At 74.3% G+C, this 22,105-nt stretch carries 20 protein-coding genes; 7 read left to right on the forward strand and 13 right to left on the reverse strand.

Features of this window, described 5'->3' with window-relative positions:
- Positions 1-118 precede the first annotated feature (118 nt).
- From KCH_RS02015 to KCH_RS02025, 3 genes are all read left to right on the forward strand, one after another.
- Complete coding sequence (locus KCH_RS02015) at positions 119-2,461, forward strand: helix-turn-helix domain-containing protein (RefSeq protein WP_035858426.1); 2,343 nt, start codon at positions 119-121, stop codon at positions 2,459-2,461.
- 169 nt (positions 2,462-2,630) lie between these two features.
- Positions 2,631-3,299, forward strand: a complete 669-nt coding sequence (locus KCH_RS45790; protein ID WP_341865468.1) for a DUF6801 domain-containing protein — start codon at positions 2,631-2,633, stop codon at positions 3,297-3,299.
- A gap of 183 nt (positions 3,300-3,482) precedes the next feature.
- Positions 3,483-4,175 (forward strand): type 1 glutamine amidotransferase domain-containing protein, encoded by a 693-nt coding sequence (locus tag KCH_RS02025; RefSeq protein WP_035858428.1) that lies wholly within the window; start codon positions 3,483-3,485, stop codon positions 4,173-4,175.
- Between the two features lie 84 nt (positions 4,176-4,259).
- On the opposite strand, the gene KCH_RS02030 is transcribed toward KCH_RS02025, so the two are convergent.
- The 5 genes from KCH_RS02030 to KCH_RS02050 all read right to left on the reverse strand — a co-directional run bounded on the left by KCH_RS02030 (position 4,260) and on the right by KCH_RS02050 (position 10,632).
- Positions 4,260-6,776: an FtsX-like permease family protein gene (locus KCH_RS02030; RefSeq protein ID WP_035858431.1), complete on the reverse strand. Its 2,517-nt coding sequence runs from the start codon at positions 6,774-6,776 to the stop codon at positions 4,260-4,262.
- Positions 6,777-6,809: 33 nt separating this feature from the next.
- Positions 6,810-7,538 (reverse strand): ABC transporter ATP-binding protein, encoded by a 729-nt coding sequence (locus KCH_RS02035; protein WP_035870496.1) that lies wholly within the window; start codon positions 7,536-7,538, stop codon positions 6,810-6,812.
- A 169-nt stretch (positions 7,539-7,707) separates the two neighbouring features.
- The gene (locus KCH_RS02040) at positions 7,708-8,940 is read right to left on the reverse strand and encodes a HAMP domain-containing sensor histidine kinase (protein WP_035858434.1); all 1,233 of its coding nucleotides are present in this window, start codon (positions 8,938-8,940) and stop codon (positions 7,708-7,710) included.
- Positions 8,937-9,641 carry a two-component system response regulator CseB gene (gene cseB / locus KCH_RS02045; protein ID WP_035858436.1) on the reverse strand — a complete coding sequence of 235 codons (705 nt, stop codon included), beginning with the start codon at positions 9,639-9,641 and terminating at the stop codon, positions 8,937-8,939. Before cseB ends, KCH_RS02040 begins: the two co-directional genes overlap by 4 nt.
- A 277-nt stretch (positions 9,642-9,918) precedes the next feature.
- Positions 9,919-10,632 (reverse strand): SDR family NAD(P)-dependent oxidoreductase, encoded by a 714-nt coding sequence (locus KCH_RS02050; protein WP_035858437.1) that lies wholly within the window; start codon positions 10,630-10,632, stop codon positions 9,919-9,921.
- Positions 10,633-10,904: 272 nt separating this feature from the next.
- On the opposite strand from KCH_RS02050, the gene KCH_RS02055 reads away from it, so the two are divergent.
- The 4 genes from KCH_RS02055 to KCH_RS02065 all read left to right on the forward strand — a co-directional run bounded on the left by KCH_RS02055 (position 10,905) and on the right by KCH_RS02065 (position 13,915).
- A complete protein-coding gene (locus tag KCH_RS02055; protein WP_035858438.1) occupies positions 10,905-11,195 on the forward strand; it encodes a muconolactone Delta-isomerase family protein in 291 nt (96 codons plus the stop codon).
- Between the two features lie 154 nt (positions 11,196-11,349).
- On the forward strand, positions 11,350-12,513 hold the full coding sequence (locus KCH_RS02060) for an inorganic phosphate transporter (protein WP_244305093.1): 1,164 nt from the start codon (positions 11,350-11,352) through the stop codon (positions 12,511-12,513).
- Positions 12,514-12,604: 91 nt separating this feature from the next.
- Positions 12,605-12,754, forward strand: a complete 150-nt coding sequence (locus KCH_RS40775) for a hypothetical protein (RefSeq protein WP_157031840.1) — start codon at positions 12,605-12,607, stop codon at positions 12,752-12,754.
- 423 nt (positions 12,755-13,177) lie between these two features.
- Positions 13,178-13,915, forward strand: coding sequence for an SDR family NAD(P)-dependent oxidoreductase (locus tag KCH_RS02065; protein WP_051652636.1), 738 nt, complete (start codon positions 13,178-13,180; stop codon positions 13,913-13,915).
- A 93-nt stretch (positions 13,916-14,008) separates the two neighbouring features.
- On the opposite strand, the gene KCH_RS02070 is transcribed toward KCH_RS02065, so the two are convergent.
- The 8 genes from KCH_RS02070 to KCH_RS02105 form a co-directional block, all read right to left on the reverse strand.
- A complete protein-coding gene (locus tag KCH_RS02070; RefSeq protein ID WP_035858439.1) occupies positions 14,009-15,025 on the reverse strand; it encodes an aldo/keto reductase in 1,017 nt (338 codons plus the stop codon).
- Positions 15,022-15,996 carry a Gfo/Idh/MocA family oxidoreductase gene (locus KCH_RS02075; RefSeq protein WP_035858440.1) on the reverse strand — a complete coding sequence of 325 codons (975 nt, stop codon included), beginning with the start codon at positions 15,994-15,996 and terminating at the stop codon, positions 15,022-15,024. The genes KCH_RS02070 and KCH_RS02075 overlap by 4 nt, the downstream gene beginning before the upstream one ends.
- 1 nt (position 15,997) lies before the next feature.
- Complete coding sequence (ligA, locus tag KCH_RS02080) at positions 15,998-17,305, reverse strand: protocatechuate 4,5-dioxygenase subunit alpha (protein WP_035858441.1); 1,308 nt, start codon at positions 17,303-17,305, stop codon at positions 15,998-16,000.
- Between the two features lie 13 nt (positions 17,306-17,318).
- A complete protein-coding gene (locus KCH_RS02085) occupies positions 17,319-18,248 on the reverse strand; it encodes an amidohydrolase family protein (protein WP_035858444.1) in 930 nt (309 codons plus the stop codon).
- A gap of 2 nt (positions 18,249-18,250) precedes the next feature.
- Positions 18,251-18,940, reverse strand: a complete 690-nt coding sequence (gene ligK / locus KCH_RS02090; protein ID WP_035858446.1) for a 4-carboxy-4-hydroxy-2-oxoadipate aldolase/oxaloacetate decarboxylase — start codon at positions 18,938-18,940, stop codon at positions 18,251-18,253.
- A 16-nt stretch (positions 18,941-18,956) separates the two neighbouring features.
- Positions 18,957-19,988 (reverse strand): amidohydrolase family protein, encoded by a 1,032-nt coding sequence (locus KCH_RS02095; protein ID WP_035858448.1) that lies wholly within the window; start codon positions 19,986-19,988, stop codon positions 18,957-18,959.
- A 26-nt stretch (positions 19,989-20,014) separates the two neighbouring features.
- The gene (locus KCH_RS02100; RefSeq protein ID WP_035858450.1) at positions 20,015-21,226 is read right to left on the reverse strand and encodes a 4-hydroxybenzoate 3-monooxygenase; all 1,212 of its coding nucleotides are present in this window, start codon (positions 21,224-21,226) and stop codon (positions 20,015-20,017) included.
- Positions 21,227-21,329: 103 nt separating this feature from the next.
- On the reverse strand, positions 21,330-22,097 hold the full coding sequence (locus KCH_RS02105; RefSeq protein WP_035858452.1) for an IclR family transcriptional regulator: 768 nt from the start codon (positions 22,095-22,097) through the stop codon (positions 21,330-21,332).
- Positions 22,098-22,105: the final 8 nt, after the last annotated feature.

Genomic DNA, 22,105 nt, shown 5'->3' on the forward strand with positions numbered 1-22,105 from the left:
CGCACCACCGATGCTGACGTTGCGTCAGGCAAAGGCACAGGTCAGAGCGCCGGTCATATGTGACCGGTCGTGAACGGTAGGCTCGCCCCTGTTTCATTCCTCGGGGGAAGGACGGGTTGTGGCGGAAACGCTCGGATCGCTGGTGCGGCAGTTACGGAAGCAGGCCCGGCTGACGCAGTTCCAGCTCGCCGAGCGGGCCGGGCTCGGCGAGAGCACCGTCCGCCGGATCGAGACGGACCGGCCGTTCGACCACCGGCTGGGCACCATCAACCGGATCGCGGACGCGCTCGACGCGGGCCCCGAGGACCGCCGCCGGCTGAGCGAACTCGGCGGCGGCGGCACGGCCCCGGTCGCACCGGAGTCCCCGGCGCCGCCGGAACCGCCGCCGCCCCGGGACCACGGCCCGCTCGCCGACGCCGCCGAGGAGTTGGCCCGCGAGAGCCGGCGCCGCTGGCGCCGCGAGGAGGCCCAGCACCGGGTGCACCACCCGTTCGCGCTGCCGGTGCGCTGGCGGCAGCTGCCGGCGGGGGTGGCGGACCGGTCGGCGAACGCCCTGCGGCTGGCCCCCGGTGAGGCGGGCGCCGAACCGGACCTCGGCGGCGACCTGCGGCGGGTCGCCGAGGTCTACCGGCGCATCCCGTCCGGCCGGCTGGTGGTCCTCGGCCGGGCCGGGTCGGGCAAGTCGATCCTGGCGGTCCGCTTCGCGCTCGACCTGCTGGACGCCCGCACCCGCAACGACCGGGTGCCGGTGATCTTCAGCCTCGGCGCCTGGGATCCGACCACCGTGGCGCTGCGCGACTGGCTGATCGGCCGGCTGCTGCGCGACTACCCGCACCTGGCCCGCCGGGTCTCCGGCGCCAGGACGCTGGCCGCGGACCTGCTCGACGACGACCTCGTCCTCCCGGTCCTCGACGGTTTCGACGAACTCGCCGAGGGCCTGCGCGCCCCTGCCCTCGCCGAGCTGAACCGCTCCTCGCTGCCGCTCGTCCTCACCAGCCGGCACGCCGAGTTCACCGCCGCCGTGCGGACGGCCCACGCCCCGCTGGCCGCCGCCGTCGTCCTGGAACTGTGCGACCTCGACCTCGACGACCTGCGCGGCTACCTGCCCCGGACCGACCCGGCCTTCCCCGGGCCGGCCGGCCCCGACGAGCAGGGCGCGACCTGGGAGGCCGTCCTCGACCCGGCCCGGACGGCGCAGAGCGCCGGCCGCGCCAACCTCGCCGCGGCGCTGCGCACCCCGCTGATGATCGCCCTCGCCCGCACCATGTACAGCGACCACCCCGAGCGCCGGCCGGACGAACTCCTGGACACCGCCCGCTTCCCCGACTCCGAGGCGATCGAGCAGCACCTGCTGGCCGGGTTCGTCCCCGCCGTCTACCGCCCGCGCCCCGCCGAGCGGCTCGACACCGTCCACCGCCGGAACGGCTCGTGGGACGCAGAGCGCGCCGAACGCTGGCTCGGCCACCTCGCCGACCACCTGACCCGGCTCGGCCGCGAACGGCAGGACCTCAGCTGGTGGGAGGTCGGCACCGGCATGAGCCGCCTCTCCCGCACCGTGATCATCGCCGTCCTGGCCGGCGTCGCCTTCGGCGTCACCACCGCGATCGGCAACATCCCGGTGGACCTGGTCGCCACCGCGCACGGCTTCCGGTTCGCGGTGGTCCGCGGCCTGCTGGTCGGCCTCCTGCACGGCCTCGCCGCCGGCTCGCTCTTCGGGTTCGTCTACTGGCACCTGTCCGCCCGGGCGGCCCTCAGACCCTCACCGGTCCGCATGCGGATCGGTCTCGGCACCCCGGTGACCCGCCGCAACGCCCGCACCCGGTTCCTGATCGGCCTGCTGGGCGGAGCGGTCGGCATGGCGCTGCTGATCCTGGTCGACGAAGGCGTGGTGGGTCCGCTCGGCCTCGCCGACGGGCAGGGCGCCGGACTCGTCGCCGGGCTGGTCTTCACGGTGCCGATCGCCCTCTCGATCGGGCTGGTCTTCGGCCTGATCGCGCTGTTCGAGGCCCCGGTCCGCACCGAGTCCGTGGTCAGCCCCGCCGACCTGCTGGACATCGACCGCCGCAACATCGCCTACCACCTGCTCACCTGGGCGCTCGTCCTCGGCAGCGGCACCGGCCTGGTGAACGGCATCGTGTACGGGCCGCTGCGCGGCTTCGAGGTCGGCCTGGTCTTCGGGCTGGAGGGCGCGTTCGGCGCCGGGCTCGCCTACGGACTGAGCCTCACCGCCTGGGGCCAGTGGGTGGCGCTGGCCCGCATCTGGCTGCCGCTCACCGGGCAGCTGCCCTGGGCGCTGATCGCTTTCCTGGAGGACGCCCACCAGCGCGGCGTGCTCCGCCAGGTCGGCGCGGTCTACCAGTTCCGCCACGCCTGGATCCAGAGTCACCTGAGCCGCAGTCACCAGCAGCGCCGCGCCCGCGGACAGGGCCCGCGCGATCACTCGACGGAAGGGGCACGATGAGCGCCGGATCCTGGACGCACCGCGCGGCGGTCGCCGTCACCGCCACCGCCCTCGTCGGCGCCTCGCCACGGCCCCCGCGGCCGCCCGGCCCGCCGCCCCCACCCTGCACTACACCTGCGTCTTCCCGACCATCGGCGGACAGGCCATCACCGCCAGGATCTCCGCGGACATCCCGGCCACCCTGCCGGTCGGCGAGTCCAGCCCGGCCTTCGCGATCCAGGCGGCCGCCACCGTCGAGGCCTCCTTCACCCTCGGCCTGCGCTACGTCCTCGGCGTGCGCACCATCGAAGGCTCGGTCGACGCCGACACCCGCATCTTCAGCCCGCAGGGCGAGACCGCCGTGCCCGTCCACCTCGCGATCACCCGCACCTCCGTTCCCGCCTCCGGGGCCTTCGAGATCCCCGCCACCGGCAACGCGCCCCGGCTGTCCTTCACCCGCCCCGGCGCAGGGCGCGTGACCGCCGACCGGTTCACCCTCCACCTGGTGCCCAAGGACGCCGACGGCAACCTGGCCGGTCCCGGCCGGGTCGACGTCCCCTGCACCCTGAACGGAGGCCAGGACAACACCGTCGCCCCCTTCGAGATCACCCCGGCCAAGGCCGCTCCCACCCCGTCCGCCACCGCCTCCCACTCCGCCTCCGCCTCTGCCCCCGCCTCCGCGAGCCCGGCCACCACCCCGCCGGAATCGGACGCCCCCGCCGCCGCCACCTCACCGGCTCCCCCACCACCCTCATCCGCCCCCGCCGCGTCCGCGCCCGCCGCCCCGCCGGCACCGGCCGCCGGCATCCTCCTCCACCGCCGGTCCAAGCGCCGCGCCACGCCCGGCCCTTCAGCCTGAGCGGCGCACCGCGGCGCGGCGAACGCAGTGGTGCATTTTCGGGAATCGGGGCCGGAGTTCGTCGACGATGCGGCGCGGACGAGCGGGTGCGGGTGGCATTCCGGTGCGGAATGGTGGCGGGAAGTGGCGGTTTCGCGTGACGGATGCGGGCCGCGGACGACCTGGACTCAGGAGTGATCACCCATGGCGGAACTGCTCTTCGTGCTGACCGGATCTCCCTACTGGACCCTCAAGGACGGCAGCCGGCACGCCACCGGTTACTGGGCGGAGGAGTTCGCGGCCCCGTACCGGGCCCTGACGGAGGCCGGGCACCGGGTGGTGGTGGCCACGCCGGGCGGCGTGGTTCCCACGGTCGACATGATGAGCCTGCGTCCGGAGATGGCGGGCGGTGCGCAGGGCGCGCTCGAACTGGAGGGTGTGATCCGCGCCGCGGAGGAGCTCCGGCGGCCGATCCGGCTGTCGGACGCCCGGGTGGAGGACTACGACGCCGTCTACTTCCCGGGCGGCCACGGCCCGATGGAGGACCTGTGGACCGACGCCGACGCGGGCCGGCTGCTGACCGCGGCCCTGGCTTCGGGGAAGCCGCTGGCGGTGGTCTGCCATGCGCCGGCCGCGCTGCTGGCGACCAGGGTGCGCGGGGTCTCCCCGTTCGCCGGTTACCGGGTCACCGGTTTCACCAATGACGAGGAGAATGCCGTCGGCCTGGCCTCCAAGGCCCGCTGGCTGCTGGAGGACGAACTGAAGGCCATGGGCGTGAAGTTCGAACGCGGTGAGATGTGGAAGCCGTACACGGTGGTGGACCGCAATCTGTACACGGGTCAGAATCCGGCCTCTTCCGGCGTCCTGGGGCAGGAGCTGCTCAAGGTGCTGAAGTAGGCGCCGGCGCCACCACCCGAAGACCCGTCACCGCCCGTGAGCAACGGAGGGTGACGGGTCTTCATGTCGGGTGCGTGCCCGGGGCTACCCTTCGGCGACCGCTTCGAGCGGGCTGAGGGCGGCGGCCCGGCGGGCGGGGACGGCGGCCGCGATCGCGCCCGTGGCGAGGGAGGACAGGCAGAGCAGGGCGAGCGTCCCCCAGGGCAGGACGAGGGTGTACTGCTTCATCGCGCCGCCGGTGAGGGCGCCGACCGCCCAGGCGCCGAAGAGCCCTCCGGCCAGGCCGAGCAGGGTGCCGAAGGCGGCGACGGTGACGGCCTCCAGGCGGATCATCCGGCGGACGCCGGCCCGGTCCATGCCGAGGGCGCGCAGGGCGCCGATCTCCCGGGTCCGTTCGGTGACCGACATGGCCAGGGTGTTGACGATTCCCAGTGCGGCGATCACCACGCCGATGGCCAGCAGCCCGTACATCAGGGTGAGCAGTTCGCTCATCGTCCCGGCCGCCTCGCGGACCAGCGCGGCCCGGTCCTGGACCTTCAGCAGCGGGTTGTTGCCCACGGCGGTGCGCAGCGCATTCTCGCTCACGCCGTCGCCGCTCACCAGGATCCGCTGGACGGAGCCGGGCTTGTAGCTGTGGCGCTGCACCTCGTCCCGGGCGCCGAGCACGTCGCGGGCGGCGGGGTTGTCGCGGTAGACGCCCACCACGGTGTACGGCGCGAAGGATTCGCTCGATCCGATGCGGAGGTTGACGCTGCGTCCGGTGCTGGTGCCGGTCTCGGCGGCGACGCTGCTGGAGACGGCGATCCGGCCGGGCCCGAGGTCCTGGAGCGAGCCGCTGACGAAGTCGAGTTTCACGGCCTGGGAGATGCCGGCCGGGTCGACGCCCGAGATCTCCCGCACCTTGCCGCCGATGACGGCCACGGAGTCGGCGATCGCGCTCGCGCCCCGCACGCCGGGTGTCGCGGCCACCCGCTGGACGACCGCGGGGTCGATGCCGGTCATGGTGCTGCCGGTGCTGATCACGTGGTCGGCGGCGAGGCCGTCGGCGGCCTGCCGGTCCAGGGCCTGCCCGGTCGAGGTGCCGATGGTGGCGAGGCCGCCGACCAGCGCCGTGCTGAGCAACAGGGTGGTCGCCGTGGCCGCGGTCCGTCGGGGGTCGCGCAGCGCGTTCTGCTGCGCGAGGACGCCGGTGACGCCGAAGCGGCGGGTGAGCCGGCCGGTCAGCCGGATCACCGGCCGGACGAGCAGCGGTGCCAGCACGATCAGGGCGAGGACGAGGATTCCGCACCCCAGCATCGCGCTGCGCAGGTTCTCCTCCGAGGCGTCCTCGGCCGAGCCGGCGAGCGAGACCAGCAGCCCGACGCCCAGGGCCAGCAGGCCGATTCCGGCCGCCGCGCGGAGCCGCGGGCGGGCGGCGGGGTGCGCTGCCGACCGCAGGGCCTCGATCGGGGCGATCCGCGCGGCCCGGCGCGAGGGCAGCCAGGCGGCGAGCACCGTCACGCCCACGCCGACGAACAGGGCCGCGGCCACCGACCGGGCGCCGATCACCAGAGGGCCGTCCGGCAGTTCGTTGCCTGCGTCGCTCAGCAGGTCGGGCAGCACGGACGCGACGCCGAGGCCGAGCACGAAGCCCGCCGCCGACGCGGCGAGCCCGATCAGCAGCGCTTCGAGCAGCAGCGAGCGCACCACCTGGCGGCGGGTCGCGCCGACGGCCCGGAGCAGGGCGATCTCCCGGGTCCGCCGGGTGACCAGCATCGCGAAGGTGTTGAGGACGAGGAACGAGCCGATGAACAGCGAGACGCCGGCGAAGACCATCGGCAGCTTCTGGTAGCCGCGGGTCAGCGTGCCGACGTAGATGGCCTGTTGGTCGGCCATGGCCTGCCCGGTGGTGACCTCGGCCCGGTCGGCGGGCAGCATGTCGGTGATCCGCTGCGCCAGCTCGTGCTCTCCGACGCCGGGCGCGGCGGAGACGTCGATGGAGGTGTAGTGCCCGGGCGCGGCGAACAGCCGCTGCGCGGTGGCCCGGTCCAGCACGGTGAGGGTTCCGCCGGAGGTGACCCTGGTGTCCTGGGTGGTCACGATGCCGACCAGGCGGGCGGTCATCGCGGGGCCGTCGGTGGCCAGGGTGACGGTGTCGCCCAGGCGCAGGCCGCCCGCGGCGGCCGTTCCGCGGTCGACGGCGATCTCGCCCTCGGCGGCGGGCGCGCGTCCCTCGACCAGGGGGTGGCGCTGCGGCACGTACCCGGCGGCCTGGTTCCTGCCCTGCTGGACGCGCAGCGGCTTGCCGTCGGCCGCGTTCAGCACGGCGCTGCCCTCGGCCGACGGCAGCACCGCCGCAACGCCGGGCACGTTCCCGATCCGCTGCACGAGGTCGTCCGTCAGGACGTCCGGCTGGTCGGGGGCGGAGCGGGAGTACGCCGGGGTGACGCTCACCGCGAGGTCGGCGAAGCTCCGGGACGCGGCGGCGCGGTGGGCGGCGGCGCTGGAGTCCGCGAAGACGAGGGTGCCGGAGACGAGTGCGACGCCGAGGCAGACCGCGAGGACGGTCATCAGCGAACGCGCCTTGTGGGCCAGCACGTTGCGCAGGGCTGTGGTCAGCATGAGCAGCTTTCGGAGGTAGGAGGTGACGGGGGCTCAGCCGGCGAAGGACTTCATGACGTCCAGCACCCGGTCCGGGCTCGGGTGGGCCATCTCGTCGACCAGCCGTCCGTCCGCCAGGAACACCACCCGGTCCGCGTATCCGGCGGCCACCGGGTCATGGGTGACCATGACCACGGTCTGCCCCAGCTCCTCGACGCAGCCGCGCAGGAAGCCGAGCACCTCGGCGCCGGCGCGCGAGTCGAGGTTGCCGGTCGGCTCGTCGCCGAACACGATGGCGGGCCGCGCGACCAGCGCCCGGGCGACGGCGACGCGCTGCTGCTGCCCGCCGGACAGTTCCGCGGGGCGGTGCCCGAGGCGCTCGGAGAGCCCGACCATCGAGACCACCCGCTCCACCCACTGCGGGTCCGGCCGGCGCCCCGCCAGCGACAGCGGGAGGGTGATGTTCTCCAGCGCCGTCAGGGTGGGCAGCAGGTTGAACGCCTGGAAGACGAAGCCGATCCGGTCCCGGCGCAGCTGGGTGAGCTGCCGGTCGTCGAGCCCGCCGAGTTCGGTGGTGCCGATCCGCACCGATCCGGAGGTGGGGGTGTCCAGGCCGGCCGCGCAGTGCATCAGGGTGGACTTGCCGCACCCGGACGGGCCCATGATCGCGGTGAACTCCCCCTCCCGGAAGGCGATGCTCACCCCGTCCAGCGCGGTGACCCGGGTCTCGCCGCTGCCGTAGACCTTGGTCAGGTCGACGGTCGACGCGGCGGCTCCCGGCATCGGCTGCGGGGCGAGGGAGTTGACGATCACGGTGGGGCTCCTGTCCGGGGCGGTGGTCTCTTCACCCCCGACGGTGCCTGCCGTACGTATCGGTCTCCCGGCCCTGCGTGTATCGGTTCCCGCTCCGCTTCCCGGCAGTTGTGCAGCGGCCGGGTCGCGGCACGCTCCTTCAGTCGGCCAGCCGCAGGGTGGCGACGGCGCCGCCGTCCGGCGCGTTGGCGAAGTGCAGTTCGGCGCCGAGCAGTTGGGCCTGGCCGAGGGCGATGGTCAGGCCCAGGCCGTGGCCGGTGCCGCGGTCGGCGGCTCCGGTGCGGAAGCGGCGCGGGCCGTGCGCCAGCAGGTCGGCGGGGAAGCCCGGGCCGTGGTCGCGCACCTCGACGGCGGGGCCGTCGACCGTGACCACCACCGGTGGGGCGCCGTGCCGGTGCGCGTTGGCGACCAGGTTGGCGATGATCCGCTCCAGCCGTCGCGGGTCGGTCTCCACGGTCCGCTCGGCGAGCACCGCCACCTGCGCCGCGAAGCCGGTGCGGCCGACCGCCTCGCGGACCACCTCGGCGAGCGGCACCCGGGCCCGGACCGCCTGCTCGGCCCCGGCGTCCAGGCGGGAGATCTCCAGCAGGTCCTCGACCAGGTCGCGCAGGTCGCGGACCCGGGCGCGGATCAGGTCCTCGGCCTCGCCGTCGGGCAGCAGGTCGGCGGCGGCCAGCAGCCCGCCCACCGGGGTGCGCAGCTCGTGGGCCACGTCGGCGGTGAACTGCCGTTCGGTGCGCAGCCGTTGGGCGAGGGTGTCGGCCATGGCGTCGACCGTCGCGGCGATCGCGGCGACCTCGTCCCGGCCGGCGACGGGCCCGGTCCGGGCGTCGAGGTCGCCGGCGGAGATCCGGGTGGCGGTCTCGGCGACGCGTTGCAGCCGCCGGGCGAGCAGGCCCGCCCCGTAGACCGAGGCGGGGACGGCCACGGCGAGTGCGAGCAGGGCGGCCACCGCCATCGCCGCGTCCAGCCGCGGCACGTGGGACAGCTCCGGCCCGAGGTTGACCTGCACGGCGAGCACCGGGCTGCCCGGGCCGCCGGTGCGCTGCGCGGCCCAGGCGCTCGGTCCGACTCCGTCCACCACCCGGCCGTCGTACGCGGTGTGCCGGTTGCCGTCGGCGGGGTCGCGGAGTTCCGCCGGCAGCCCGGGCGGGTCGAGCATCGCGCCGTCGGCCAGGGCGCCGGTGCGGTGGTAGACGTCCATGGCCGCGTAGACGGCGTTGAAGGCCCGGCCCTCGCCCCGGCCGCGGATGTCGTCGACCGTCCACAGGTGCACCAGGACCCCGAGCACCAGTGCGACCAGGCAGGCCGCGCCGGCCGCCAGTGCCGCGATCCGCCGGCGGATCCCCCGCCGCCGGCCCGGGCCGTTCACCGCCGGAACTTGTAGCCGAAGCCGCGGACCGTCTCGATCCGGTCCCGGCCGATCTTGCCGCGCAGCCGCTGCACGCCCAGGTCCACCACCCGGCTGTCGCCGTCCCAGCCGTACTCCCAGACCTCGCGCAGCAGGGTGTGCCGCTCCAGCACCACGCCCGGGCTGGCGGCGAACTCCAGCAGCAGCTTCAACTCGGTCGGGGTCAGCGCGACCTGACGGCCCGCCAGCGTCACCTCCATCCCGGCGGTGTCGATCCGCAGCTCGCCGAAGGTCAGGACCTCGTCCGGGGCCGGCTCCGTCTCCGCCGCCGGGCGCGGGTAGGTGGCCCGGCGCAGCAGTGAGCGGATCCGGGCGACCAGCACGAAGGTCTCCACCGGCTTCACCACGTAGTCGTCGGCGCCGGCCTCCAGCCCGGCCACCACGTCCAGTCCGTCGCCGCGCGCGGACATCATCAGCACCGGCACCAGGCTGCTCTCCCGGACCCGCCGGCACAGGCCGATCCCGTCCAGTCCGGGCAGCATCACGTCCAGCACGAGCAGGTCGAACTCCCCCGCGCGGAACGCCTCCAGGCCCGCCAGCCCGTCCGCCGCCGTCTCCACCCGGTACCCGTACCGCTCCAGCGCGACGGCGAAGGACCGCCGCATCAGCTCGTCGTCCTCCACCAGCAGCACACGGACCGGGCTCGGACTGGACGAGGACACGACTGGACAGCTCCTGTTCGACGGGCCGGGACGGACGTCGCGGCCGCGCACCCGCGCAACCGGCGACCCGCTCCGAACAATACGTCAGACCGCGAGCCCGGCCGCCACCCGACACCGCTCCCCCATCGGCCGCTCCTGGCGGACGACTTCCCAGGTCATCCCCGCTTCCCGGCCTTCCGGCCCCGGGTCGCGGCGCGGTCCGGCGCGCCGCATCGCGGGGAGACCGAGCGTGTCCCGATACCCGCCCGATACGAACCCCGGGGCCGCGGACCGGGGTTCAGTGCCCGGCGCTGGCGCCGCCGTCGACGTGGAGGATCTCGCCGGTGACGAAGGGGGCGTTCTCCAGGTAGCGGACGGCGTCGACGATGTCGCTGATCTCGCCGATGCGTCGGACGGGCTGGAGGGCGGCCAGGGCGTCGTACGCCTCGGGCGGGTGCATGGGGGTGCGGACGGCGCTCGGGGAGACGGCGTTGACGCGGATGCCGCGGGTGGCGTACTCGACGGCGAGGGACTTGGTGGCGGACTGCAGGCCGCCCTTGGTGAGCGAGGCGAGGACGGACGGGATCCGGGCGTCGGCGTTGTCGACCAGGCTGGTGGTGAGGGTGACGATGTGTCCGCCGCCCTGGTCGAGCATCTGGCCGACGGCGAGTTGGGTGAGGCGGAAGAAGCCGGTGAGGTTGACGCCGGTGATGGCCGCGTAGTCCTCGGCGGTGTAGTCGGTGAAGGGCTTGGCGATGAACAGGCCGGCGTTGTTGATCAGGGTGTCGATCCGGCCGAAGCGGTCGACGGCGGCGGCGACCAGGCGTTCGGCGGTGGCGGGGTCGGCGAGGTCGCCGGGGACGGCGAGCAGGCCCGCGTCCTCGCTCGGCGGGATGCTGCGCGAGGTGGCGACGACGGCGTGGCCGAGCTCGCGGTAGGCGTCGACCAGGGCCGCGCCGATGCCCCGGGAGGCTCCGGTGACGACGGCGACCTTCCGACCGTTCGTGGGCATGGCGTTCCTCCGGGGTGCGCCCGCCGCGGGCGCGGTCGGGTGGCCGGGCAGCGCTCCTGCCGGCACCTCGAAGGTAGGCCGCCTGCCACGCCCTCGGCCACGCCGACACACCCCTGCACCCGAAACCGGCTTCCCGAACGGAAGGCCTGACGGCGGATCAGGACCGGCCCTGGCCCGCCCGGGTGCCGTGGCAGGCGCCCCGCCCGGGACGCACCATGGGCGGCAGGACGCCGGACGGACGGTCCGTCGCGGCGGAACGGAGGAGCAGCGCCATGCGGGAGTTCCTGGTCGAGATCACCACCCGCGTCCCCGCGGACGTCCCCGCCGAGGAGGTCGACCGCCGACGCGCCGCAGAGGCCGTCCGGGCCCGCGAACTCGCCGATGCCGGACGGCTCTTCCGGCTCTGGCGGCCGACCGGCGAGACCCGCAGCCTCGGCATCTGGCGGGCCGAGGACGAGGAGCGGTTGCGCACCGACGTCCTCGGCAGCCTGCCGCTGTGGCCGTGGATGACCGCCGCCGTCACCCCGCTGGAGCCGCACCCCAACGACCCGGGAACGGCCTGACGGAGCAACAGCTCCCGTGCTGGGTAGCGGCCTTCGGGCCGGGCGGCCTGGCGGGGCCGGTGCTGGTCCGACCGGATGGCGGCCCTCCGGGGTGCGGCGCGCGCCGGGGTGTCGCGGGCCGGGGCCGCCCGGTGCGCGGGCTAGGTTCTGGTACGTGACCGGCAATGACGCGGCCCTGGCGTTGATGGTGGCGACGGCGCTGGGCTTCGACTTCACCAACGGCTTCCACGACACCGGCAACGCGATGGCGACCTCGATCGCCACCGGGGCTCTGCCGCCGCGCGTCGCGGTCGGCGTCTCGGCGGTGCTCAACCTGGCCGGCGCGTTCCTGTCGACCGCCGTGGCGGCGACCATCGCCAGCGGCCTGGTCGCCGCCCACGAGGTCACCCTGACCGTGGTGTGCGCCGGACTGACCGGCAGCATCCTGTGGAATCTGGCCACCTGGTTCCTCGGGATCCCGTCCAGTTCCTCGCACGCGCTGATCGGCGGGGTGGTCGGGGCGACGGTGGCGGCGGCCGGCCCGTGGGTCGTCAAGTGGCAGGAACTGGTCTCCAAGGTGATCGTCCCCGCGGTGGTGTCGCCGTTCGTCGCGGGCGGGGTGGCCGCGATCGGCACCGTCCTGGTGTACCGGATCACCCGTCACGTCCCCGAGCGCGCGCGGGGGCACGGCTTCCGGCTCGGCCAGATCGGCTCGGCGTCGATGGTGTCGCTCGCCCACGGCACCAACGACGCGCAGAAGACCATGGGCGTCATCACCCTGGCCCTGATCGCCGACGGCGCGCTGCCGGCCGGGGCGAAGGCGCCGGACTGGGTGATCGTCTCCTGCGCGCTGGCGATCGGCCTGGGCTCGTACGTCGGCGGCTGGCGGGTGATCCGGACCCTCGGCAAGGGGCTGACCGAGATCGAGCCGTCGCAGGGGATGGCGAGCGAGTCCGCCACGGCCGCCGTGATCCTCTGCTCCACCGACTTCGGCTACCCGCTGTCCACCACGCACGTGGCCACCGGGTCGATCGTGGGTTCGGGGGTCGGGCGCAGCGGCGCCGAGGTGCGCTGGCGGACCGCCCGCCGGATGGTGGCGGCCTGGCTGTGCACGCTGCCGGCCTCGGCGCTGCTCGGCGCGCTGGCCTTCTGGACCGCGAACGGGATCGGCGGTACGGCGGGGGTGGTGGTGGTCTTCGCCGTGCTGGTGGCGGCCTCGGTCGCCTTCTTCGTCGCCTCCCGCCGTCCGGCCGTGACCCCGGCGAACGTCAACGCCGCGTGGACCGGCTCGGTGATTCCGGCTCCCCCCGTCGACGAGTCCGACAAGGCCGTCCGGTGAACGCCTGGGTCGACCTGGGCGCCCTCGCCAAGATCGTCCTGGCGGGCCTGCTCACCGGCGCCGGCCTGCCCGCGCTGTTCGCCTGCGCGCTGTGGCTGCTCAACCCGGCCGGGCCGTCCCCGACGGCCCGGGCGCCCGGCCGACCGCCGGCCCGGCGCGCCGCGCGCTGGCCGGACTGGTCTTCGCCCTGGTGCTCGCGGCGATCGGCTGGGGCATCTCCGTCATCGTCGACCGGAGTTGACCGGAGCCGACCCGGGCCGACCCGAGCCGGCCGCCTTCCGCGGAGGACGTCGGTATGACCGTGCTGTCCACCGGTCCGACCGCGAGGCTCGGCGTCCGACACCCGCCCGGCTGCGCCGGGACGGCCTGCACGGGCGGCACCGCGGACCTGGCGGCGGCCGTCTCCGAGGTGCCCGGCCGGCACCAGCACCACCGCGAACCGACTCTGCGTCAGATTCCCGACCGGGTCAACGCTTCGCCGGGCGGCCGGAATCCGCGGTCGGCTCCGCCGGTCCTCCGCCCCGCCCCGGGTGTCAGGAGAGCCGAATCCGGCTCCCGGGCACCGCGCCGCCCGGCCGGGGCGGGTCCTACTTCCAACGTCCGAGCCGGGTTCGGGCCCGGCGGCCGATCCGGGGACCCGGCGGGCCGGGGGATCGTGTGCGGCATGAATGCCGAACAGCGCGCCGCCGTACCGCAGTCCGCCCCCGTGGGCGTCGTCACCGGGGCTTCCCGCGGGCTCGGGCTGGCGCTCGCGCGGGGGCTGGCCGCCGAGGGGTGGCGGCTGGTGGTGACCGCCCGGGGCGCGGTGGAACTCGCTGCCGCCGAGGCCGAGTTGGCCGGCCTCACCGAGGTCGTCGCGCTGCCGGGCAGTATCGCGGACGGGCCGCACCGGGCCCGCCTGGCCGGGGCCGCGGAGCGTCTCGGGGGCGCGAGCCTGCTGGTCAACAACGCCGGAACGCTCAACGCCGCTCCCGGCGGCGCGCCGCTGCCCCGGCTGGCGGACCAGCCCCTGCCGGACCTGCGGGAGGTGTTCGAGGTGAACGCGTTCGCGCCGATCGCGCTCACCCAGCTCCTGCTGCCCCAGCTGCGCGGCCGCGCCGGCACCGTCCTCAATATCAGCTCCGAGGCCGCGGTGGTGCCCTACCGGGGCTGGGGCGGGTACGGCGCCAGCAAGGCCGCGCTCGACCTCGCCACCGCCGTACTCGCCCGGGAGGAGCCGGAGTTGCGGGTGTGGGCGGTCGACCCGGGCAACATGCGCACCCGGATGCTCCAGCAGGCCACCCCGGGCGGGGACGTCTCCGGCGAGCCGCTGCCGGAGGAGGTCGCGTCGGTCCTGCTGCGCCTGCTCCGCGACCGCCGGCCGTCCGGCCGCTACCGGGCGCAGGACCTGGCCCGCCGGTGACCGGGCCGGGCAGGCGAGACTCGCCGCCCCGGCGTCGCCCCACCCAGGCGTCACCCCGCCGGGCTCACCGCCCCAGCCGTACCCCGCCCGGCCTCACCCCGCCCGGCCGCAGCGCTCGGTGTCGATCTCGGTGAGGGTGGCCTCGTGGTAGCGGGGCCCGTGCACGGTGGAGGAGTTGAGCACGAGTCCGGCCGCGTGCAGCGCCTCCTCGGGCACCTCGGCGTCGAGCACGGACAGGTTCTCCCGCAGGTGGGCCGTCGACCGGGTGCCGGGGATGGCGACGACGTGGGGCCCGCGGGAGGTCACCCAGGCCAGGGCGAGCTGGGCGAGGGTGAGTCCGGCGTCCTCGGCGATCCGCGCCAGTTCGTGGCGCAGCGCCAGGTTGGCGGGGTAGTGCCGGTCGTCGAAGCGGGGCATGCCGCGGCGGATGTCGGCGGCGGGGAGGCCGGCGGGGTCGGGCGGCGCCGAGGTGAGGAAGCCGCGGGCCAGCGGGCTGAACGCGACCAGGGCGACGCCGAGTTCGTGGGCGGCCGCCAGGGTGCCCTGTTCGGGGTTGCGCGACCAGAGGCTGTACTCGTTCTGCAGGGCGGCGATCGGGTGCACGGCGTGGGCCCGGCGCAGGGTCGCGGCGGAGGCTTCGGAGAGCCCGAGCGCCCGGACCTTGCCGGCCGCGACGAGTTCGGCCATCGCGCCGACGCTCTCCTCGACGGGCACCTGCCGGTCGATCCGGTGCAGGTAGTAGAGGTCGATGGTGTCGGTGCGGAGCCGGGCCAGCGCCCGGTCGGCGGTGTGCCGGATCGTCTCCGGCCGGCCGTCGATGACGCGCCGTCCGTCGACGCCGGTCATCCCGCACTTGCTCGCCAGCACGATCCGGTCCCGGTCGCCGGCCAGGACGCGGCCGAGCAGCTGCTCGTTGCCGCCGAATCCGTACAGGGCGGCGGTGTCGAAGAGCGTGACGCCCTGGTCGAGCGCGGTGCGCAGCAGCCGGGCGGCGGCCTCCGGTGTGGGCGGGACGCCGTAGGCGTGGCTGAGGTTCATGCAGCCCAGCCCGATCGCGGGGACGTCGAACGGGCCGATCCGGCGCGGGGTGCGGCCCGGTCCGGCGGTCACGCGCCCGCGCCGGTGTCGAGCTGTGCTTCCAGGGCGGCGAGCGTCCGGTAGCAGGAGATCACCTGGGCGATCGAGGAGTTGGGCTCCCGGCCCTCGCGGATGGCGGCGACGAACTCGCGGTCCTGGAGTTCGATGCCGTCCGTCGAGACGTCGACGCCGCTGACGTCGATCGGCTCGTCCTGGCCGGTGTACAGGTCGTCGTAGCGGGCGAGGTAGGTGCCGGTGTCGCCGATGTAGCGGAAGAAGGTGCCGAGCGGGCCGTCGTTGTTGAAGGAGAGCGACAGGGTGCAGATCGCCCCGTTCTCCGCGCGGAGCTGGACGGACATGTCCATCGCGATGCCGAGTTCGGGGTGGATCGGCCCCTGGATCGCGTTGGCCTGCACGATCGGCGAGCCGGTCTGGTGGGCGAACAGGTCGACGGTGTGCGCGGCGTGGTGCCAGAGCAGGTGGTCGGTCCAGGAGCGCTGCCGGCCGAGGGCGTTGAGGTTGCTGCGCCGGAAGAAGTAGGTCTGCACGTCCATTTGCTGGATCCGGAACTCCCCGGCCTGGATCCGTCGGCGCACCCACTGGTGGCTGGGGTTGAAGCGCCGGGTGTGGCCGACCATCGCGACCAGCCCGGTGCGCTGCTGCGCGGCGAGGCACTCCTCGGCGTCGGCGAGCGAGGCGGCGAGCGGGATCTCGACCTGCACGTGCTTGCCCGCTTCGAGGCAGGCGAGGGTCTGCGCGGCGTGCATCGGGGTGGGCGTGGCGAGGACGACGGCGTCGACCTCGTCCATCGCCAGCGCTTCCTCCAGCGTGGCGACGGCTCGGCCGACGCCCTGCTCGGCGGCGAACTTCCGGGCGCTGTCGAGGGTGCTGCTCACGACGGCGGTCACTTCGACGCCCTCGATCCGCCGGAGCGCGGCGGCGTGCTTGGCGCCGAAGGCGCCGCCTCCGGCGAGGGCGATCCGGACGGTCCGGTCGGCGGTCATGTCACTCCTTCTCGGCGGGCGTCTCGGCCCGCGGGTGGTTCTCCAGGATCAGGTGTCCGACGGCGGTGTTGGACGCCGGGACGTGGTAGAAGCGGTGCTTGACCTCGATCTCGCCGCTGCCGTCGATGTCGGCCATCGCACCGCGGGCGATCAGCCACATGACGAGTTCGATGCCCTCCGAGCCCGCTTCCTCGACGTACTCGAGGTGCGGCACCTGCGCCAGGCCGGCCGGGTCCTCGATCAGCCGGTCCAGGAAGGCGTTGTCCCACCGACGGTTGATCAGGCCGGCCCGGGGGCCCTGTAGTTGGTGGCTCATGCCGCCGGTCCCCCACACCTGGACCTTCAGCGGCCGGTCGTAGGACTCGATGGCCCGGCGCAGCGCCCGGCCGAGCCGGAAGCACCGGTCTCCGGAGGGCACCGGGTACTGCACCACGTTGACGTGGAACGGGATCACCTTGCACGGCCAGGCCTGGACGTCGCCGAACATCAGGGACAGCGGCACGGTCAGGCCGTGGTCGACGCTCATCTCGTTGACGAGGGTGAGGTCGAAGTCGTCCCGGATCAGCGAGTGCGCGATGTGCGCGGCGAGTTCGGGGTGGCCATCGATGCCGGGGACGGGGCGGGGCCCGTAGCCCTCGTCGGCGGCGGGGTAGGCCGCGCCGGTGCCGAGCACGAAGGTCGGGACGATCGACTGGTCGAAGGCGGTGGCGTGGTCGTTGTAGACCAGGAACACCACGTCCGGCAGGTTCTCCGTCTCCCACTGCTTGGCGTACTCGTAGCCCTCGAAGACGGGCCGCCAGTAGGGCTCTTCGGTCTTGCCGTGGTCGATGGCCGCGCCGATCGCCGGGACGTGCGAGGTGAAGACGGCGGCGGTGACGGTGGCGTGCTCGGCCGGGGGCGTCCGGTCGGCGTGGGCGGCTTCGAGGACGGCGTGGTCGATCCGGTTGCCCTCGACGGAGCGGCCGCCGTGGACCATCATGTCCCGGTACTCCTGCTCGGTCATGCCGGTCATCGAGCCCGCCATCTGCTGGAACGAAAGCCCGAGCGTGGCACCCCATTTGGCGAGGAAGTAGATGTTGCCGCCCTCGCGCATCGCGGCGTTGAGGTCGCGGTCGAGCAGGGCCTGCTTCTGTTCCTCGCGCAGCGGCCAGGCGTCCAGGTAGGCGCGTTCGTCGGCGAGGTAGCTCGCCCGGTTCTCCGCCGTCATCAGCGACATGCAGAACTGGTTGAGGTGGTAGCCCTTGGCGGACTGCTCGGCGTCGAAGATGGTCGTTCCGGGGACGAGTCGGTAGGTCTTGTCCAGCGGCATGCCGGCGCTCCGTTCAGGCGTGGGGTCGGTCGGCGTCGGGCCAGTACAGGCGCATCGGGTTGTCGACCAGGAGCCGCTGCCGGAGCTCGGGGGTCGGCGCGATGTGCGGGACGAAGTCGACGAGCAGGCCGTCGTCGGGCATGTGGCCGGTGAGGTTGGGGTGCGGCCAGTCGGTGCCCCACAGCACCCGGTCGGGGAACTCCTCGACCACGCGGCGGGCGAACGGGACGACGTCGCGGTAGGCGGCCCGCTGCCCGTCGAGGGCGGGCGGGCCGCTCAGTGACAGCCGCTCCGGGCAGGTGACCTTGCACCAGATGTCCTCGCGGGCCCGCAGGAAGTCCAGGAACGCCTCGAACTCCGGTCCGTGCGGGTCCTTGCCGACGTCGGGCCGGCCCATGTGGTCGACCACCAGCGGCAGCGGGATCGACAGCAGGAAGTCGCGCAGCTCGGCGAGGTCGGCCGCCTCGAAGTAGACGACCACGTGCCAGCCGTAGGGCTTGATCCGCTCGACGACGTCCCACAGTTCGTCCGGCGGGGCCGCGTCGACCAGCCGCTTGACGAAGTTGAACCGGACGCCGCGCACCCCGGCCTCGTGCAGGGCCCGCACCTCGGCGTCCGCGGTCCCGGCGCGCAGCGTCGCCACCCCGCGGGCCAGGCCGTCCGAGGCCCGCAGCGCGTCGACCATGGCGCTGTTGTCGGCGCCGTGGCAGGTCGCCTGGACCACGACGGTGCGGGCGAAGCCCAAGTGGTCGCGCAGGGCGAAGAGTTGGTCCTTGGAGGCGTCGCACGGGGTGTACTTGCGCTCGGGGGCGAACGGGAACTCCGCGCCCGGGCCGAAGACGTGGCAGTGGGTGTCGACGGCGCCGGCGGGCAGCCGGAACGCGGGGCGGCTCGGGTCGGCGTGCCAGTCCAGCCAGCCGGAGGTCTTCTCGAAGTTCGTCATCGTCAGTCCTCGTACCGCAGCCCGAGCGCGGCCAGCGGGCCGCGCATGCCGTAGATGTCCAGGCCGAGTTCGCCGGTGCGGAACCGCGCGCGCTTGCCCTCCTCGGCCGCCTCGCGGGCGGCCGAGGCCTCGGCGACCTCGGCGGCCCGCTCGCGCGGGACGACCACCACGCCGTCGGCGTCGGCGAGGACGACGTCGCCGGGCCGGACCAGGGCGTTGGCGCACACCACCGGTACGTTGACCGAGCCGAGGGTGGCCTTGACGGTGCCCTTGGCGTTGATCGCCCGGGAGAACACCGGGAAGTCCATCTCCTCCAGGTCGGCCACGTCGCGCACGCCGCCGTCGATGACCAGGCCCCGGCAGCCGCGGGCGCGGAGGGAGGTGGCGAGCAGTTCGCCGAAGAAGCCGTCCTCGCTCTCGGTGGTGCAGGCCGCGACCAGCACGTCGCCCTCGCGGACCTGTTCGGCGGCGACGTGCAGCATCCAGTTGTCGCCGGGTTGCAGCAGCACGGTCACGGCCGTGCCGCACAGCCGGGCCTTCGGGTAGGCCGGGCGCAGGTAGGGGCGCATCAGCCCGACCCGGCCCATCGCCTCGTGGACGGTGGCCACGCCGAACTGCGACAGGGCGGCGACCGCCGCCGGGTCGGCGCGGGTGATCGCGGTGCGGACGACGCCGATCTCGGTGTGTTCCATGGGAGTTCTCCTGGGTTCAGCGGTCCGCGGCACGGTCGGCGAGGCGCGCGGCGAGGCGGGGGTGGACGCGCAGGGCGTTGCCCGAGTGGACGGCGGTCCGCTCCGCGTCGGTGAGGTGCGGCGTCGCGGCGAGGTACCGCTTGGTGTCGTCGAAGTGGTGGCCGGTGCGCGGGTCGACGGCGCGGACGGCGCCGATCATCTCGCTGGCGAAGAGCAGCGCGCGGCTGGGGATCACCCCGGTCAGCAGGTCGATGCCGGGCTGGTGGTAGACGCAGGTGTCGAAGAAGACGTTGTCCAGCAGCGTTTCGGGGTCGGGCCGCCCGAGCGCCATCGCCAGGCCGCGGAAGCGCCCCCAGTGGTAGGGCACCGCGCCGCCGCCGTGCGGGATCACGAAGCGCAGCGTCGGGAAGTCGGTGAACAGGTCGCCCTGGAGCAGTTGCATGAACGCCGTGGTGTCGGCGTTGAGGTAGTGCGCGCCGGTGGTGTGGAAGGCCGGGTTGCAGGAGGTGCTGACGTGGATCATGGCGGGGATGCCGTACTCGGCCATCGCCTCGTACAGCGGGTACCAGCTGCGGTCGGTCAGCGGGGGTGCGGTCCAACGGCCGCCCGACGGGTCGGGGTTGAGGTTGACGGAGACCGCGCCGAGTTCCTCGACGGCGCGGCGCAGCTCGGGCAGGCAGGTGGCGGGGTCGGTGCCGGGCGACTGCGGGAGCATCGCGCCCATCGCGAACCGGTCGGGGTAGAGGGTGCTGACCCGGTGGACCAGGTCGTTGCAGATCCGCGCCCAGGCCGAGGAGACCGCGAAGTCGCCGATGTGGTGGGCCATGAAGCTGGCGCGCGGCGAGAAGACCGTCAGGTCGGTGCCGCGCTCGTCCATGAGCCGCAGTTGGTTGCCCTCGATCGCCTCGCGCAGGTCGTCGTCGGTGATGACCAGGTCGTCGGGGTCGGGTGCGTGGCCGCCGCCGCCGGCGGCGGCCGTCTGCCGGTCCCGCCAGTGCGCCAACTGCGGCGGGGCGGTGGTGAAGTGGCCGTGGCAGTCGATGATCATGGGTGCTCTCCTGGGGGGCGGCGGGGTCAGTCCCGGGCGGCGGTGGGCCAGCCGGTGTACTGCTCGGCGAGGAAGGTGCGGCCGGCCCGGGTGCCCACCGCGTTGTCGAGTTCGCCGAGTTGGCGCCGCAGGTCGAACGGCGTGCCGCCGGGCGCGGTGTGCAGCAGCCGGGTCATCCAGTACGAGAAGTTCTGTGCGCGCCAGACCCGTTGGAGGGCGCGCGGCTGGTAGTCGTCGAGCGCGGCGGGGCCCTCGCTGCCGAGGGCGCGCAGCAGGACCTCGGCGAGGACCCTGACGTCGTGCAGGGCCAGGTTGAGGCCGCGGGCGCCGGTCGGCGGCACGGTGTGCGCGGCGTCGCCGGCCAGGGCCAGCGAGCCCCAGCGCATCGGCTCCTGGACGAAGGAGCGGAACCGCAGCACCGTCTTCTCCAGGATCGGGCCCTCGTTGAGCCGGAAGCCGTCCTCGCCGGCCACCCGGGCCTGGAGGGTCGCCCAGATCCGGTCGTCCGGCCAGGCGTCCACGGGCTCGTCGGGGGCGCACTGGAAGTACATCCGCTGGACGGTCGCGGTGCGCTGGCTGATCAGGGCGAAGCCGTGCTCGGAGTGCGCGTAGACCAGTTCGGGCGCGCTGGCCGGGGCCTCGGCCATGATGCCGAACCAGGCGAAGGGGTAGTCCTTGCCGTAGCGCACCCGGCGGTCCTCGGGCACCAGGTCGCGGCACATGCTGCGCGAGCCGTCCGCGCCGGCCACGTACCGGGCGCGGAGTTCGTGCCGGGTGCCGTCGGGCGCGGTCCAGCGGACCCGGGGGGCGTCGGTGGTGATGTCGAGGACTTCGGTGTCCCGGACGCCGAAGTGGACGGTGCCGCCGTCGCGTTCGCGGGCGTCGGCCAGGTCGGTGAAGACGTCGGTCTGCGGGTAGAGCCAGACCGAGGCGCCGACCAGCTGCTGGAAGTCGATGCGGTGCGGGCGGCCGCCGAAGCGGAGTTCGACGCCTTGGTGCTCGTGGCCGTCGCGCAGGATCCGCTCGGAGACGCCGGTCTCGACCAGGGCCCGGGCCGCGTCGGCTTCGAGGATGCCGGCCCGGTGGGTGGTCTCGATCTCGTGCCGGGTGCGGGTGTCGAGCACGACGGTCTCGACGCCGGCGCGGCCGAGCAGGTGAGCCAGCATCAGGCCCGCCGGGCCGGCGCCGACGACGACGACGGGAACGTGGGCGACGGTGTCGACGGGGGTGTCGGCCATGGCATCTCCTGGGCGTGGCACGGGGTTTCGCACGCCCCGAACGCTGACATCCGGACCCTCGGCCGGTCGCCCCTCTTTCCGCCAGACGGAAGGACCCCGGGTGTCAGTCCGTCGTCCGGGCCCGCCGGCCGAGCTCCTCGGAGATGCCCCGGACGGCCCGCAGCAGCGGCTCGCGGAGCCCGCGCGCCCGGCTCGCCCCGCGCGCCGCGACCACGATCCCGAGGGCGGCGCTGACCGGGCCGCCGCGGCCGATCCGCACCGGCGCGGCGACCGCGACCGAGCGCTCGGAGAGCTGCCGGTCGCTGACGAAGACCTGTTCGCGGCGGATCCGGTCCAGCTGCGAGCGCAGCGCCTTCGGGTCGGTGACGGTGTGCGGGGTCCAGGCCTTCAGCGGCGAGCCGAGCACCTCCTCCTGGATCTCCCGGGGCGCGTGCGCGAGCAGGACCCGTCCCATGCCGGTGGAGCCGATCGGGAACCGGGCCCCGACCATGGTGACCACCTCCACCGACCGGTGCCCGGCGATCCGTTCGACGAAGACCAGTTCGGTGCCCTCGCGCACCGCGAGCTGGATGTTCTCGTGGGTCGCCTCGTACAGGTCCTGCATGAACGGCAGCGCCGCGTCGCGCAGGATCTGGGTCCGCGGGCAGCCGGAGGCGGTCTCCCACAGGCGCAGGCCGATGTGCCAGGACCCGTTCTCCGCGCGTTCGAGCGCGCCCCAGCCGGCCAGTTCGGCGATCACTCGGTGCGTGGTGCTCAGGGCCATGCCCGTACGCTGGGCGATCTCCGACAGTGTCTGCGACGGGTGTTCGCGGTCGAAGGCCGCGAGGACCTCCAGGACCTTTCCGGCCGCCGTGCTCCGGGGTGTGATCATCCGGAGAG

It is taken from the genome of Kitasatospora cheerisanensis KCTC 2395 (assembly GCF_000696185.1).
Lineage (GTDB): Bacteria > Actinomycetota > Actinomycetes > Streptomycetales > Streptomycetaceae > Kitasatospora > Kitasatospora cheerisanensis.